The 14,524-nt window shown below is 73.8% G+C and carries 12 protein-coding genes; 6 read left to right on the forward strand and 6 right to left on the reverse strand.

The window, feature by feature from the left end; translation table 11 throughout:
- Position 1 precedes the first annotated feature (1 nt).
- The 4 genes from ABZ444_RS03725 to ABZ444_RS03740 are packed head-to-tail and all read left to right on the forward strand — an operon-like array spanning position 2 to position 5,257.
- Positions 2-916 carry an alkaline phosphatase family protein gene (locus tag ABZ444_RS03725; protein WP_357992174.1) on the forward strand — a complete coding sequence of 305 codons (915 nt, stop codon included), beginning with the start codon at positions 2-4 and terminating at the stop codon, positions 914-916.
- 37 nt (positions 917-953) lie between these two features.
- The gene (locus ABZ444_RS03730) at positions 954-3,524 is read left to right on the forward strand and encodes a PEP/pyruvate-binding domain-containing protein (RefSeq protein WP_357992177.1); all 2,571 of its coding nucleotides are present in this window, start codon (positions 954-956) and stop codon (positions 3,522-3,524) included.
- 17 nt (positions 3,525-3,541) lie between these two features.
- Positions 3,542-4,156 carry a class I SAM-dependent methyltransferase gene (locus tag ABZ444_RS03735; RefSeq protein WP_357992180.1) on the forward strand — a complete coding sequence of 205 codons (615 nt, stop codon included), beginning with the start codon at positions 3,542-3,544 and terminating at the stop codon, positions 4,154-4,156.
- A 57-nt stretch (positions 4,157-4,213) separates the two neighbouring features.
- Entirely contained in the window at positions 4,214-5,257 is a 1,044-nt protein-coding gene (locus tag ABZ444_RS03740) for a glycoside hydrolase family 88 protein (RefSeq protein WP_357992183.1), read from the forward strand.
- On the opposite strand, the gene ABZ444_RS03745 is transcribed toward ABZ444_RS03740, so the two are convergent.
- The 5 genes from ABZ444_RS03745 to ABZ444_RS03765 all read right to left on the reverse strand — a co-directional run bounded on the left by ABZ444_RS03745 (position 5,254) and on the right by ABZ444_RS03765 (position 10,437).
- The gene (locus ABZ444_RS03745; RefSeq protein WP_357992186.1) at positions 5,254-6,114 is read right to left on the reverse strand and encodes a sugar phosphate isomerase/epimerase family protein; all 861 of its coding nucleotides are present in this window, start codon (positions 6,112-6,114) and stop codon (positions 5,254-5,256) included. The genes ABZ444_RS03740 and ABZ444_RS03745 overlap by 4 nt on opposite strands.
- Entirely contained in the window at positions 6,111-7,262 is a 1,152-nt protein-coding gene (locus tag ABZ444_RS03750; protein ID WP_357992793.1) for a DUF993 family protein, read from the reverse strand. The genes ABZ444_RS03745 and ABZ444_RS03750 overlap by 4 nt, the downstream gene beginning before the upstream one ends.
- A gap of 29 nt (positions 7,263-7,291) precedes the next feature.
- On the reverse strand, positions 7,292-8,437 hold the full coding sequence (locus ABZ444_RS03755; protein ID WP_357992189.1) for a Gfo/Idh/MocA family oxidoreductase: 1,146 nt from the start codon (positions 8,435-8,437) through the stop codon (positions 7,292-7,294).
- Between the two features lie 131 nt (positions 8,438-8,568).
- Positions 8,569-9,795 carry a ribonuclease D gene (locus ABZ444_RS03760; RefSeq protein WP_357992192.1) on the reverse strand — a complete coding sequence of 409 codons (1,227 nt, stop codon included), beginning with the start codon at positions 9,793-9,795 and terminating at the stop codon, positions 8,569-8,571.
- A gap of 45 nt (positions 9,796-9,840) precedes the next feature.
- Positions 9,841-10,437: a DUF3000 domain-containing protein gene (locus ABZ444_RS03765; RefSeq protein ID WP_352365603.1), complete on the reverse strand. Its 597-nt coding sequence runs from the start codon at positions 10,435-10,437 to the stop codon at positions 9,841-9,843.
- A 670-nt stretch (positions 10,438-11,107) separates the two neighbouring features.
- On the opposite strand from ABZ444_RS03765, the gene hemE reads away from it, so the two are divergent.
- Positions 11,108-12,058 (forward strand): uroporphyrinogen decarboxylase, encoded by a 951-nt coding sequence (gene hemE / locus ABZ444_RS03770; protein ID WP_357992797.1) that lies wholly within the window; start codon positions 11,108-11,110, stop codon positions 12,056-12,058.
- 3 nt (positions 12,059-12,061) lie between these two features.
- On the opposite strand, the gene ABZ444_RS03775 is transcribed toward hemE, so the two are convergent.
- Positions 12,062-13,009, reverse strand: a complete 948-nt coding sequence (locus ABZ444_RS03775; protein ID WP_357992195.1) for a DUF4349 domain-containing protein — start codon at positions 13,007-13,009, stop codon at positions 12,062-12,064.
- Between the two features lie 107 nt (positions 13,010-13,116).
- Here ABZ444_RS03775 and hemG point away from each other — a divergent pair, with 107 nt between their 5' ends.
- Complete coding sequence (hemG, locus tag ABZ444_RS03780) at positions 13,117-14,520, forward strand: protoporphyrinogen oxidase (protein WP_357992198.1); 1,404 nt, start codon at positions 13,117-13,119, stop codon at positions 14,518-14,520.
- Positions 14,521-14,524 lie beyond the last annotated feature (4 nt).

Genomic DNA, 14,524 nt, shown 5'->3' on the forward strand with positions numbered 1-14,524 from the left:
AATGCCCCTTAACAAGAACAAAGTCCTCGTGGTCGGCATGGACGGCCTGCGCTTCGACCGGCTCGTCGCCCTGGCCCCGCCGGTCCTGTCGTCGTTGATGGCCTCCGGTGCGTACGGCACCAGCAAGCTCCCGTACGGCGAGGCGGCGGCCCCCAGGACGGAGTCGCCCGGCGAGGTCGTGCCCAAGGCTCCGGAGCCGCCGGCGGCGGGCCGCGTGATCAGGTCGCGCACGGACTCGGGCCCCGGCTGGTCGTCCATCGCCACGGGCGCCTGGCCCGACAAACACGGCGTCGTGGACAACAGCTTCACCAGCCCCCAGTTCACGAAATTTCCGGACTTTTTGAGTCGTGCGAAGAATGCCCGTCCCGACCTCGTGACCGCCGCCTTCCTCTCCTGGGCCGCCCTCGGCGAGCACGGCGCGTTCGGCCCCGCCATCGACCACCGCATGGTCCTCGACGGCTACGCCCTCACCTGGACCGCCGCCGACCGGCAGATCGCCGACGCCGCCGAGCGCCACCTCGCCGAGGCCGGCCCCGACCTGGCCTTCGTCTATCTCGGCGACACCGACGAGGTGGCCCACGCCCTCGGCCCCCACTGCCCCGAGTACGCCGCCGCCCTGCACGCCCAGGACGCCTACCTGGGCCGCCTGCTCGACGCCGTCCGCGCCCGTCCGGGAGAGAGCTGGACCGTGCTGGTCACCACCGACCACGGCCACGTGGACGAGGGCGGCCACGGCGGCACCTCGGCCGAGGAGCGCACGGTGTTCGTGATCGTGAACCGGCTGGGCGCGGACCTCGGCGGCCGCCCGCTGGCCGAGCCCCGCCTGGTGGACGTCGGCCCGACCGCCCTGGCCCTGCTCGGCGTGCCGCTCGACCCGTCCTGGGAACTGGACGGGACACCGCTGTTCAACAGTTGATGAATTTGTGGCAGACTCCGGAGAAGGGGTGCCTTCCATGAGGACCACGCGCGACTTCTCCGAGATCGACGCCACGATGCTCGCCGAAGTGGGCGGAAAGGCCGCCAACCTCGGCGAGCTGACCCGCGCCGGCCTGCCCGTCCCGCCCGGCTGGGCGCTCACCACCGACGCCTACCGGCAGGTCGCCGCCGGGCTCGACCTCACGCCGGGCGCCGGGCTCGCCGGGCGGGCCAGGCGCCACCTGCTCCGGGCCGAGATGCCCGCCCCCGTGCGCGAGGCGATCGTGACGTCCTACGCGCGGCTCGGCGCGGACGTCCCGGTGGCCGTGCGCTCCTCGGCCACGGCGGAGGACCTGCCGTTCGCCAGCTTCGCCGGCCAGCAGGACACCTTGCTCAACGTGGTGGGCGCCGAGGCGGTGCTCGACGCCGTGCGCCGCTGCTGGGCCTCGTTGTGGAGCGACCGCGCCGTGGCCTACCGGGAGTCCAACGGCATCGGCCACGACGGCGTCCGGCTCGCGGTGGTCGTCCAGGTGATGGTGGACGCGCGGGTGGCCGGGGTGATGTTCACCGCCGATCCGGTGACCGGCAGGCGGCGCGAGACCGTCCTCGACGCCGCCCCCGGCCTCGGCGAGGCGGTCGTCTCCGGAGCCGTCGATCCCGACCGGTTCGTCGTCTCGGGCGGCGAGGTGCTGGAACGGCGGGCGGGCGAGCCGAAGCTGGCCGTCCGGCCGCTGCCCGGCGGCGGCGTCGAACGCGTCGAGACCGCCGCCGGGGGCCTTTGCCTGACCGACGCGCAGGTGCTCGCCCTGGCCGAGCTCGGCGCGCGCGTCGAGGACCACTACGGCACGCCCCAGGACACCGAGTGGGCCATCGGCCAGGACGGCACGATCTGGCTCACCCAGGCCAGGCCGATCACCACGCTCTACCCGCTGCCCCGGCCGGCCGGGCCCGGCCGGCGCGTGCACCTGTCGCTCAACGTGGCCCAGGGCGTGATGGGGCCGTTCACGCCGATGGGGGTGTCGGCGTTCAACGTGGTCGCCTCGGGGGCGGCGACCCTGTTCGGGCACGCGCCCGCCGACCGGCTCGACGGCCCGGCGTTCCTGTCCGAGGCGGGGCAGCGGTTGTGGATCGACCTGACCACGCCGCTGCGCAGCCGTACGGGCCGGGCGGTCCTGACCCGCATGATGCCCCTGGGGGAGGCGCGGGCCGCGGCCGTCGTGCGGGAGCTGGCGGGCGACCCGCGGCTGTCGGTGGTGCAGACCTCGCCCCGCCCGTTCCTGCGCGGGCTGCGCCGCTTCGCGCGCCGGGTGCACGCGCCGGCGCGCGTCCGCGACGCGCTGCTGAGCCCGGCCAGGGCGCTCGGCCACGCCGCCCGCGTCGGCGAGGAACTGGACCGCCGGCTCGAACCGCCGCCCGGCGCCACCCCCGCCCAGCGCCTCGACCACGCCGAACGCCTGCTCGGCGGGACGTTCCCGGCCATCGTCTCGATCATGCCGATCGTGATCACCGGCTACGCCCTGCTCGGCCTGGCCGCCCGGCTCTCCGGCACGCGGGTGGGCGACCTGCAGGACGTCCTGCGCGGCGTCCCGCACAACCCGACCACCGAGATGGACCTCGAACTGTGGGACCTGGCCACCCGCGTCGAGCCCGAGCCGTTCGGCGACGTGCCCGCGGCCGAGCTGGCCCGCCGCTACCGGGCCGGCGAGCTGCCGCCGCGGACCCAGAAGGAGATCGCCGCCTTCCTCGGCAGGTACGGCCACCGCGGCGTGGCCGAGATCGACGTCGGCGTGCCCCGCTGGTCCGACGACCCCACGCACATCCTCGGCGTACTGGCCAACTACCTGCGCATGGACGCGGGTTCCGGCCTCGCCCCCGACGCGCTGTTCGCCAGGGGCGCGCGGGCGGCGCGGGAGGAGGTCGAGCGGGTCGCCGCGCTGGCCGCGCGCAGGGGCCGGTGGCGGGCGCCCGTGGTGCGCTTCGCGCTCGGCCGCACCCGGGCGTACGCGGGGCTGCGCGAACTGCCCAAGTACCACGCGGTCAGGGCCCTCGCCGCCGTCCGGCACAGCCTGCGCGCGGTCGGGGAGCACCTCGCCGAAGCCGGCGTCCTGGACGACGCCGCCGACGTGTACTTCCTGCGCATGGAGGAGGCCAGGTCTGCCCTGTCCGGCGGCGACCTGCGCGACCTGGTACGCGAACGGCGGGCGGCGTACGAGCGGGAGTCGCGCCGCAGGCACGTGCCCCGGATCATGCTGTCCGACGGCACCGAGCCCGAGGCGCTGGCCGGACCCGTGCCCGACGGCGCGCTGACCGGCACGGCGGCCTCGGCCGGCACGGTCACCGGCCTGGCCAGGGTGGTGCTCGACCCGACCGGCGCCCACCTCGAACCGGGCGAGATCCTGGTCTGCCCCTCGACCGACCCCGGCTGGACCCCGCTGTTCCTCACGGCCGGCGGCCTGGTGATGGAGATGGGCGGCGCCATGTCGCACGGCGCCGTGGTGGCCCGCGAGTACGGCATCCCCGCCGTCGTCGGCGTCCGCGACGCCACCCGCCGCATCGTCACGGGCCAGGAGATCACCGTCGACGGAGCGGCGGGTACGGTGACCCTTTAGGCCACTATGGTGATCGAGTGCCCGATCCGTACTGGAATCACAACGTGCACTACCAGCGGCTGGTGCTGAGCCTGATCCCGCACGGCTCGGCCCGCGCCCTCGACGTCGGCTGCGGCGACGGCCTCCTGGCGGGCAAGCTCGCCGCCCGCGTCCCCGACGTGACCGGCGTCGACCGGTCCGCGCAGGCGATCGCCCTGGCCAGATCCCGCCACGGCGACCGGCCCGGCCTCACCTTCGCCGAGGCCGACTACCTCGACCCGGCCGCGCTTCCGGAGTCCGGCTACGACTTCGTCAGCGCCGTGGCCGTCGTGCACCACGCCGAGTTCGGCGCGGCCGTGGGGGCGTTGCGGCGGCTGCTCGCGCCCGGCGGCCGGCTGGTGGTCGTCGGGCATGCCAGGAACCGTTCGCTCCTCGACTGGGTCATCAGCGGCACGGCGCAGGTCGTCACCCGCGTCCACCAGCTCCGCCACGGCCCCAAGAGCGGGCCGCCCGTCCCCGTCATGGCCCCCGTCATGGCCCCCGTCATGGCGTGGGCAGAGGTGGGGCGGGCCGCCAGGCGGCTGTTGCCCGGCTGCCGGTTCCGCCGGTTGTTGCTGCGGCGCTACCTGATCGTCTGGGACGCGTCCCGTTAAGCCCGTGCCGCCCCGGGTAACCGGAGGAGGCATCACGTTTCCGGATGAGGCGGTTCCATGCTGGTCGCAGAGCTGGTGCGCAGGGTCGGCACGACCCTCGCGCAGTCTCAAGGGCGCTTCCCCCTCTACGCCGACCCCGTGACGGGCGAATGGACCTGGTCCGAGGACGGAGACTGGTGCGGCGGCTTCTGGGGCGGCCTGCTGTCCCTGGCCGCGGTCGCCACCGGCGAGCCCCGCTACGCCCGCGCCGCCGGTCAGGTCGCCGAGCGGCTGGCCGCCCGCACCGACGCCCCCACGCTGCTGCGCGGCATGTTGTTCTGGTACGGCGCCGCGCTCCCGGCCGTGCTCGCCGGCGACGAGGAGCCGGGCGCCACGACCGCCGTGGCCGCCGCCCGGTCGCTGAGCATCGGCTTCGACCCGCTGGCCGGCCTGCTGCCGCCCCAGGAGGAGGACGTCGCCAAGTATGGCTGGCCGCGCCCCGGCGCCTGCGTGGACGGCCTGCCCGGAACGGTCCCGCTGCTGGCCTTCGCCTGCGAACGCACCGGCGCCCGCGAGCTGCTGGTGATGGCCGAGTCCCACGCCCGCACCGGCTACGCCATGTGCGTGCGGGGGGACGGCTCGGTCGCCCAGACCTCGGCCGGCGCCGTCAACGGCTCCTCGCCCGGCAGCACCTGGGCCCGCGCGCAGGCGTGGGCCATGCTGGGCCTGGCCCAGGCCGCCCACCTGTCGGCCGAGTTCATCGGCCCGGCCACCGAGGTCGCCGACTGGTACCTGGCCCACGTCCCGTCCGACCTGGTCTGCTACTGGGACTTCGACGACCCGGACATTCCCGCCGCGCCCCGCGACACCTCGGCCACCGCGATCGCCGCCGCCGCCCTGGCCAAGCTCGCGCCGCTGGCCAAGGACGGGTACCGCGAGCAGGCCGCCCGCACGCTGGAGGCGCTGGCCCGCGACCACCTCAACGAGCACGGCGGCCTGGTGGACGGCTGCTACGACCGGCGCAAGGGCCTGGCCACCGCCCACGAGCTGGTCTGGGGCGACTACTTCCTGCTCGAAGCCGCCCTCACCCTCGACGGCACGATCGACCCCGGCCGCGTCTAGACCACCAGCTCGGCGTAGCGGGCCTTCATCGTGGCCAGCACCTCGTCCGGGTCGGCCGCCCAGACGTCGGCGTTGAAGATCTCGACCTCGATGTCGCCCGCGTACCCGGTGGCCAGCACGGCCCGGGTGATCGGCGCGAAGTCGATCACCCCGTCGCCCATCATCCCCCGCCCGAGCAGCACGTCGGCGGGCAGCGGGTGCAGGTAGTCGCACACCTGGTACGACGCGATGCGCCGCCCGGCCCGCGCGACGTCCTCGGCCAGCCTGGGGTCCCACCACACGTGGAAGGTGTCCACCACCACCCCGACCTGCTCCTCCGGGTAGGGCAGGCTGAGGTCGAGCGCCTGGCCCAGCGTGGACAGCACCGCCCGGTCGGGGCAGTAGATCGGATGCAGCGGTTCCAGCGCCAGCCTGACGCCGCGCTCGCCGGCGTAGGGCGCCAGCACCGACAGCGCCTCGGCGACCCGCTCCCGCGCCCCGGCGACGTCCTTGGAGAAACCGGGCGGCAGCGGCTCGCCCGGCCGCACCCCCGGCAGCCCGCCGACCACCATCACCAGGCACGCGGCCGCCAGCTCGGCCGCCTCGTCCACGGCCCGCCGGTTGTCGTCGAGCGCCCGCTCGAACGCGCGCCGCCCCTCCTCGCCGGGCAGCCCGGCCGCCGTGAGGAAGCCGCCCCGGCACAGCGAGGACACCCGCAGCCCGGCCTCGCGCACCAGCTTGGCGCTGCGCGCGAGCCCCTCCTCGGCCACCTTCTCGCGCCACAGCCCGATCGCCTCCAGGCCGTGCCGCGCGCAGCCGTCCACGGCCTCGGCGACCGACCAGCGCCTGGTCGTCCACTGGTTCAGCGACAGGCTCACAGGCCGTTCACCGCCAGCAGCGCCGTCATCCTGCGCACGGCCAGCTCCGGGTCGGCCAGCAGCCCGGCCCGGTCGGCCAGTCTGAACACCTCCGCCAGGTGGCGCAGCGAGCGCGCCGACTGGGCGCCGTTCACCATGGCGAACGCGTCCTGGTGGCCGTTGAGCCAGGCCAGGAAGACGATGCCGGTCTTGTAGTGGTACGTCGGCGCCTCGAAGATCTTCCGCGACAGGGCGACCGTGGGGGCCAGGATCTCGTCGTAGCGGGCCAGGTGGTGGGCCGCCTGCTCGCCGCCGGCTGCCCCACTGGCTGCTCCACTGGCTGCCTCGGCGGCGTCCAGCTCGCGCAGGGCCGCGGCGGCGGCCGGGGCGATCGCGTCGAAGATGCCGAGCAGCGCGTGCGAGCCCGACCTGATGAGGGAGGGGTAGTTGAAGTCGTCGCCGGTGTAGAGCCGGACGCCCTCGGGAAGGGCGGCGCGCAGCCGTACCTCGTGCTCCTCGTCCAGCAGCGACACCTTGACGCCGTCCACCATGGCGGCGTGGGCGTGGACCAGCTCCAGGAACGACTCCGTCGCGGCGTCCACGTCGGACGCGCCCCAGTAGCCGGCGAGCTGCGGGTCGAACATCTCGCCCAGCCAGTGCAGGATCACCGGGCGGTCGGCCAGGCCGAGGACCTTGCCGTACACCTGGTGGTAGTCGGCGGGCCCGGCCGCGACCTTGGCGAGCTGACGGGAGGCCATGACGATCACGCCCGCCCCGGCCGCCTGGACGGCCTCCACCTGCTCGGCGTACGCGGCGGTGATCGTGTGCAGGTCGGCGGCGCCGGGCGCGTGGTCGGTGCCCGCGCCGCAGGCCACCAGCGCCGCCGGGTCGCCGAACGGGCGCGCCTCCTCGGCGCTGAGCCGGATCAGCTCCTTGGTCGCCGCCCAGTCCAGGCCCATGTTGCGCTGGGCGGTGTCCATGGCGTCGGCCACCCGCAGTCCGTGCGACCACAGGTGGCGGCGGAAGCGCAGCGTGGCGTCCCAGTCGACGGCGGCGGGGGAGCCCGGCGTGTTGTCGCCGAGCGGGTCGGCGACGACGTGCGCGGCCGCGTAGACGACCCGGCTCGCGGCCGGGGCGGCCGAGGCCGGCCAGGTCACCGGCTCGCGCAGCTCGTACGCGCCGCCCGGCAGGTCGATCCTCACAGCTGCGGCACCTCGATCCTGCGGCCCTCGGCGTTCGAGCGCAGGCCCAGCTCGGCGAGCTGCACGCCGCGCGCTCCTGAGGCGAAGTCGTTGGGGAACGGCGCGTCCTCCAGCACGTGCCGGACGAACGCCGCCCACTGGACCTTGAACCCGTTGTCGAACTCGGCGTTGTCCGGCACCTCCTGCCAGTCCTCGCGGAAGCGGGCCGTGGCGGGCAGGTCGGGGTTCCAGACCGGCTTGGGGGTGGCGGCCCGGTGCTGGAAGCGGCAGTTGCGCAGGCCCGCGACGGCGCTGCCGTGCGTGCCGTCCACCTGGAACTCGACCAGCTCGTCGCGGTTCACGCGGACCGTCCAGGAGGAGTTGATCTGCGCGATCACGTCCCCTTCGAGCTCGAAGATCCCGTACGCGGCGTCGTCCGCGGTGGCCTCGTACGCGCGGCCCTGCTCGTCCGCCCGGGACGGGACGTGCGTCACGGCCTTGGCGTATACCGACCGGACCCGGCCGAACAGGTTCTCCAGCACGTAGTGCCAGTGCGGGAACATGTCGAGCACGATCCCGCCGCCGTCCTGCGCCCGGTAGTTCCAGGACGGGCGCTGCGCCTCCTGCCAGTCGCCCTCGAACACCCAGTAGCCGAACTCGCCGCGCACCGACAGGATCCGGCCGAAGAACCCGCCGTCGATCAGCCGCTTCAGCTTGAGCAGGCCCGGCAGGAACAGCTTGTCCTGCACGACGCCGTTCTTCACGCCCCTGGCCGTGGCGGCCTCGGCCAGCGCGACGGCCTCCTGCACCGACTCGGCCGTGGGCTTCTCGGCGTAGACGTGCCTGCCCGCCTCGATGGCCTTGAGCACGGCCTTGACGCGGGCGCTGGTGACCTGGGCGTCGAAGTAGATCAGGTTGTCGTCGTCGGCGAGGGCGGCGTCGAGGTCGGTGGTGAAGTCCGGGATCCCGTGCCGGTCGGCGATGTCGGCGAGCTTGTCGGCGTTCCGGCCGACCAGGACCGGGCGCAGCCTGACCCGGTCGCCGTCCGAGAGCGTGACGCCGCCCTGCTCGTTGAGGGCCAGGACGGAGCGGACGAGGTGCTGGCGATAGCCCATTCGTCCGGTGACGCCGTTCATCACGACGCCGATGGTGCGCACGCTCATGGGAATCCCTTCAGGCAACGGATGGGGAAAGCGCTTTCCCGAAAGGTACGGCCGTCCCCCTCCGAGCGTCAAGTGGGACGGTGACGCCGGCGGGCGGAGGCGGGCCCTCCGCCCGTACGCCGGCGGGGGAACTAGCTGTCGACCCTGCCTTCGAGCCGGGCCAGCGCCTTGGCGATGGGACGGGCCGTGAGCGAGAGCTGCCACTCACGCGCCCCGAGCGCGCGCAGCCGCGCGGTCACGCTCTCGTCGGTGATCTCAGCGGGGGGTTCCCAGGTGAGCCTGCGCACCGCGTCGGGCTGGAGCAGGTTCTCCGTGGGCATACGGTGCTCCTCGGCCAGCGCGGCCACCACGGCGCGCGCCGCCGCGAGGCGCTTGGCCGCCGCCGGGTCGCGGTCGGCCCAGCGGTTGGGCGGGGGCGGCCCGTCGCCGGGCGTGCTCGGCTGGGGCAGCTCGCCCTCGGGCAACGTCCGGGCCCGGTTGACGGCGGCCAGCCAGTCGTTCATGTACCGGCGGGCGCTGCGGCCGGTGAAGGCCGAGATCTCGGTCAGGGCCTTCTTCGTGCGGGGCCCCTCAAGGGCGGCGGTGACGATCGCGGCGTCGGGCAGCACCCGGCCGGGGGCCAGGTCGTTCTCCCTGGCGATCGTGTCGCGCATGGTCCACAGCTCGCGCACGATGGCCAGCGCGCGCACGTTGCGCACCTTGTGGATGCCCGACGTACGCCGCCACGGGTCGGACCGCGGCATCGGCGGCGGGGTGTTGAGCACGGCCGCGAACTCCTCGCGCGCCCACTCCAGCTTCCCCGACCCGGCCAGCTCCTGGTGGAGCATGTCGCGCAGCTCGACCAGCACCTCGACGTCGAGGGCGGCGTAGCGCAGCCAGTCCTCCGGCAGCGGCCTGGTGGACCAGTCGGCGGCCGAGTGGCCCTTCTCCAGCCGCAGCCCGAGTACGGTCTCGACCATCGTGCCGAGCCCGACCCGTTCGTAACCGAGCAGCCGGCCGGCCAGCTCGGTGTCGAAGATCTCGCGCGGCTTGAAGCCGACCTCCATCAGGCACGGCAGGTCCTGGGACGCGGCGTGCAGCACGACCTCGGTGCCGGTGAGCGCGGCGTCGAGCGCCGACAGGTCGGGGCAGCCGACCGGGTCGATCAACGCGGTGCCGGCGCCGGCCCGGCGGAGCTGGACCAGGTAGGCCCGGTTGCCGTAGCGGTAGCCGGAGGCGCGCTCGGCGTCGACCGCCACGGGGCCGGTGCCCGCGGCGAAGGCGTCGACGACCCGAGCCAGCCCGCGCGCGTCGGCGATCACCGGGGGGATGCCCTCGCGGGGTTCGAGCAGGGGCTCTACGATGCGTTCTTCTGTCATGAGCTCACCGACCTCATGACGCTGGTGCTGTCTTGACTGGTGCCCTCACTTCGTACGGTCACTCTCCGGATCATCACGTCGGCGCGGCAGCGCGGCCACGTCGGGCGGGAGCGGCGGGATCCCCGCCGCCAGGCACATGAGGTCGCACCAGGCGGCGACGTGGCCGGACAGATCCTCCTCGGCGGGCGACCAGGACGCACGCAGTTCGAGCTCGGTCGTGACCGGGTCTTCCGCCTTGTTGCCGAAGCCCTCGGACACAGCTCTAGTCACGGTACCGCCCGCGGCGGAGTAGTCGGCTTCGTGCGCCTCCAGGGCCTCGGTCAGCCAGCTCCACACGACCGGGCCGAGCAGCGGGTCGGAGGTGATCTCCGGCTCCATGTCGGCCCGGACGTAGGCCACCAGCCGGAACGGGCCCTCCCAGCCGCGCTGGCCGTCGGGGTCGTAGAGCAGGATCAGCCGGCCGACCGCGAGCTCGTCGTCGTCGCGGTAGACCGAGGCGCCGATGGCGGCCGAGTAGGGGGCCAGCCGCTGCGGCGCGGGGAGGTCCTCCAGCTCGATCTCCGGCCTGACCTCGGACAGCCGCAGGCTCTGCGCCGCGCGGGTGAACGCGGCGGGCGGCGGTGGCTGGTCACCGAGGGTCATAGCCGAAGCGTAGGTCGAGGACGGACGGAAGGGGACCACGGGGGTGCTCATCCTTGGTGATCAAGCCGCTGCCGTAACCAGCTGGCGGACCGGTCGGGTGGTCTCGGCCGAGCCGAGCAGGATCGCGTGGCCGCATTCGGCGCAGGCCCATTCCGGGCACTCGCCAGGACCGTGCCCGTCGAAGCAGGGCGGCTGCTCGAACAGCCGCTCGCCGGCGCAGGCAGCACAGCGCTCGCTGCGAACCTCCGGGGAACTCCACAACGCGGTCATCGCACCAGTCATCGAACCGGGGCCTTTCTTCGGGTCGTGGCTCCGACGTTGGCACGAGCCGCTGACAATTCCCCGCAACGCGCTCGGCGTGTCCCGAAAGTGGTCGCTGAATCGGTGCCGCGCGGTGGGTTGGTGAACATTTGGTCCAGTCGAGACCGGCTCTCTGGGCGGGCATGGGGTGTGTTCGACCCGTGTGCGACGCCGCTGCCGGGCAGACCGGTAAACCTTCATCTGGCTATCTGATCATGATTTTGGGTATCCAATGCATGTTTTTCCGACACCTCGCGCCGATGTCTCGGCCGATCGGGTGCCATGGCACCCTTGGAGGGTGAATCTCGCCGACTCAGCCTTCCTGCGCGCCTGCCGCAGGCAGCCCGTCCCGCACACCCCGGTCTGGTACATGAGGCAGGCCGGGCGCTCGCTGCCCGAATACCTGAAGGTCCGCGAGGGTGTGCCGATGCTCACCGCCTGCGCGACGCCCGACCTGATCGTCGAGATCACCATGCAGCCCGTGCGCCGCTACGGCGTCGACGCGGCCATCTTCTTCAGCGACATCGTCGTCCCGCTCAAGGCCATCGGCGTCGACCTCGACATCAAGCCGGGCGTCGGCCCGGTCGTCGCCGACCCGATCCGCGACGCGCGGGCCGTCGCGGCGCTGCGCCCGCTGGAGCCGGGCGACGTGCCCTACGTGACGGAGGCGATCTCGGCCCTGGTCGGCGAGCTGGGCGCCACCCCGCTGATCGGCTTCGCCGGGGCGCCCTTCACGCTCGGGTCCTACCTCATCGAGGGCGGCCCGTCGAAGAACCACGACCGCACCAAGGCCATGATGTACGGCGAGCCCGCCCTGTGGCACACCCTCATGGAACGCCTGTCCGACATCGTGCTGGAGCACCTGCGCATCCAGATCGCGGCCGGCGCCTCGGCGATCCAGCTCTTCGACTCGTGGGTGGGCGCGGTGGCCCCCGACGACTACCGCGAGTTCATCCTGCCCCACACCCGGCGCATCTTCGAGGGCGTCGCGGGCGTGCCCCGCATCCACTTCGGCGTGGGCACCGGCGAGCTGCTCGGCGTGCTCGGCGAGGCCGGGGCCGACGTCGTGGGCGTCGACTGGCGGGTGCCCCTCGACGAGGCGGCCCGGCGCGTGGGGCCGGGCAAGGCGCTGCAGGGCAACCTCGACCCGGCGATCCTGCTCGCGCCGTGGGAGGTCGTGGAGCGCAGGGCCCGCGAGGTGCTGCGGCGCGGCGCGGCGGCCGAGGGGCACGTGTTCAACCTCGGCCACGGCGTGCTCCCCTCGACCGACCCCGACCAGCTCAAGCGCCTGACCGACCTGGTGCACGAAGCGGGCGCCTGACCGTCACGCCGCCGACGGGCCGGGCTCGGCGGGCTCGGGCGCGGCCGGCGGCGCGGGGCGGCGCGCGCGGTTGCGCCGCACCAGGAACACCGCCGCGGCCACCAGCGGCGCCATGACGACCAGCCACGGCAGCAGCGCGCCGAACACGGTCAGCGCCGACTTGGTGAACGACACCAGCGCCTCCCACCCGGCCTTCAGCCCGCCGAGGAAGCCCGCCGGCTCCTCGGCCGGGTCCTCCACCACGGTCACCGGCCCGACCAGCCGGAGCGTCAGCGTGGCCATCGCGACCTGGGTGGCCAGCTCCTTCTGCTGGGCCTGCAACGCCTCCAGATCCGCCTCGCGGGAGTTGATCTCCCGCTCCACCTGCAGCACCTGCCCGATGGTCTCGGCCTTCTTCAGCAACGTGCGCAGCGACTCCAGCGACTTCTGCGCCGACTTCAACCGGCTCTCGACGTCGGCGACCTGGAGGGTGACGTCCTGGGTGCCCTGGGTCATCGAGAGCTGCTTGCCCAGGTCCTTGCCCAGCCTGGCGGTCACGTCGGCGTACCGGGTGGGCGGGATCTTGAACTCCAGCAGGGCCGAGTCCTCGGTGTCGCCGGCCGACTCGGCCTCCTCCTTCGACAGGTAGCCCCCCGCCGCCGTGACGAGCTGCTTGGCCTGCTGCGCGGCCGGGATGACCTGCTTGGCGCGTACGGTCATGCTGCCGGTGTAGATCACCTGCCGGTCCTGTTGCCGCTGGGCCGGTTCGACACCGGAGACCGCGCTGTCGCCGTCCTGCGGCGCGGCCTGCTTCTTCGGCGCGGCCAGGTCCCGCGCCTCGGGGGCGGCCATGCCCTGCGTGGCCACCGCGGGCGAGCCGCCCGACGCCATCTCGACGTTGCCGCCGCCGCAGCCCGCGAGCAGCAGGGTGGCGCAGGCCGAGAGCGCGATGCCTAACCGGATTCTCCTCATGCCCTTATGACGGAAGCTGGATCACCCCGGTTTGGCGACATACATCACGGTAGGGTCACGTGCCCCGATCAGCTGGGCGGTCTGCCGAGGCGGTAGCGTCAGGAGACGTGGAAGGGAAACGGGCGCACGTCGTCGTCATCGGTGGTGGGATCTCCGGCCTGGCGGCCGCGTGGTTCCTCCGTCAGGGTACGAGCGAGCAGGTCAAGGTGACCGTGTTGGAGGGCAGCCCCCGCCTCGGCGGCAAGCTGCACGCCTCCGAGGTCGCGGGGGTGAGCGTCGACGCCGGGGCCGAGGCCATGCTGGCCCGCCGGCCGGAGGGCGTCGAGCTGGCCAAGGCCGTCGGGCTGGCGGACGAGCTGGTCTTCCCCGGCACCGTGCGGTCGGCCGTCTACTCCAGGGGCGCGCTGCGGCAGATGCCGAAGGGGCACGTCATGGGCGTGCCGGCCGACCTGGCGGAGCTGGCCAGGTCCGGCATCATCTCGCCCGGCGGCCTGCTGCGGGTGCCGCTCGACCAGGTCCTGCCGCCCACGCTGGTGCGCACCGACGTGTCCGTGGCCTCCTACATCCGGGCCAGGATGGGCGGTGAGATCGTCGAGCGCCTGGTCGAGCCGCTGCTCGGCGGGGTCTACGCCGGCCGTTCCGACATGCTGTCGCTGGAGGCGACGATGCCGCAGGTCGCGGCCGTCGCCAGGGCCGAGCGCTCGTTGCTGAGCGCCGCCCGGCACATCGTCGAGGAGGCGCCCAAGAACGGCGGGCCGATCTTCACGACGCTGCGCCAGGGCGTGGGCAGCCTGCCCGAGGCGGTGGCCAAGGCGTCCGGGGCCGACGTCCGGACCGGGGTGACCGTGCGCGAGCTCCACCGCACCGAGCACGGCTGGCGGCTGGTCGCCGGGCCGGTGCCGCGGCCCGAGGTGATCGAGGCCGATGCGGTGATCCTGGCCACGCCCGCTCCCGCCGCCGCCCGCCTGCTCAAGGCCGAGGTGCCCAAGGCCGCCGCCGAGCTGGCCAGGATCGAGTACGCGAGCATGGCCGTCGTCACGCTCGCCTACCCCGTCGACGCGCTCCCGCAGCCGCCGACCGGCAGCGGCTACCTGGTGCCGCCGGTGGAGGGCCGGCCGGTCAAGGCGGTGACGTTCAGCTCGGTCAAGTGGCCCCACCTGGCTCAAGACCTGCTGCTCGTGCGCTGCTCGGTGGGCAGGATCGGCGAGGAGCACCTGCTCCAGCGCGACGACGCCGAGCTGGTGTCGCTGGCCACGGCCGAGCTGGCCGACGTGGTGGGCGTGCGCGGCCTGCCGGTCGACAGCCGGGTCACCCGCTGGGGCGGCGGGCTGCCGCAGTACAACGTGGGCCACCTCGACCGGGTGGCCAGGGTGCGCGCCGCGGTCTCCGGTGCCGCCGGGCTCGCCGTGTGCGGCGCGGCCTACGACGGCATCGGCGTCCCCGCCTGCATCGCGACCGCCCGTACGGCCGCGGCCCGGATTCTGGACCACCTGTCGCGAGAAGGAGAATGAAGGA

It is taken from the genome of Nonomuraea sp. NPDC005730 (genome assembly GCF_040630865.1).
Taxonomy (GTDB): domain Bacteria; phylum Actinomycetota; class Actinomycetes; order Streptosporangiales; family Streptosporangiaceae; genus Nonomuraea.

Coding starts and splice junctions, on each gene's coding strand:
- ABZ444_RS03725 (WP_357992174.1), top strand. CDS start 2: ATGCCCCTTAACAAGAACAAAGTCCTCGTGGTCGGCATGGACGGCCTG.
- ABZ444_RS03730 (WP_357992177.1), top strand. CDS start 954: ATGAGGACCACGCGCGACTTCTCCGAGATCGACGCCACGATGCTCGCC.
- ABZ444_RS03740 (WP_357992183.1), top strand. CDS start 4,214: ATGCTGGTCGCAGAGCTGGTGCGCAGGGTCGGCACGACCCTCGCGCAG.
- ABZ444_RS03755 (WP_357992189.1), bottom strand. CDS start 8,437: ATGAGCGTGCGCACCATCGGCGTCGTGATGAACGGCGTCACCGGACGA.
- ABZ444_RS03760 (WP_357992192.1), bottom strand. CDS start 9,795: ATGACAGAAGAACGCATCGTAGAGCCCCTGCTCGAACCCCGCGAGGGC.
- ABZ444_RS03765 (WP_352365603.1), bottom strand. CDS start 10,437: ATGACCCTCGGTGACCAGCCACCGCCGCCCGCCGCGTTCACCCGCGCG.
- hemE (WP_357992797.1), top strand. CDS start 11,108: ATGAGGCAGGCCGGGCGCTCGCTGCCCGAATACCTGAAGGTCCGCGAG.
- ABZ444_RS03775 (WP_357992195.1), bottom strand. CDS start 13,009: ATGAGGAGAATCCGGTTAGGCATCGCGCTCTCGGCCTGCGCCACCCTG.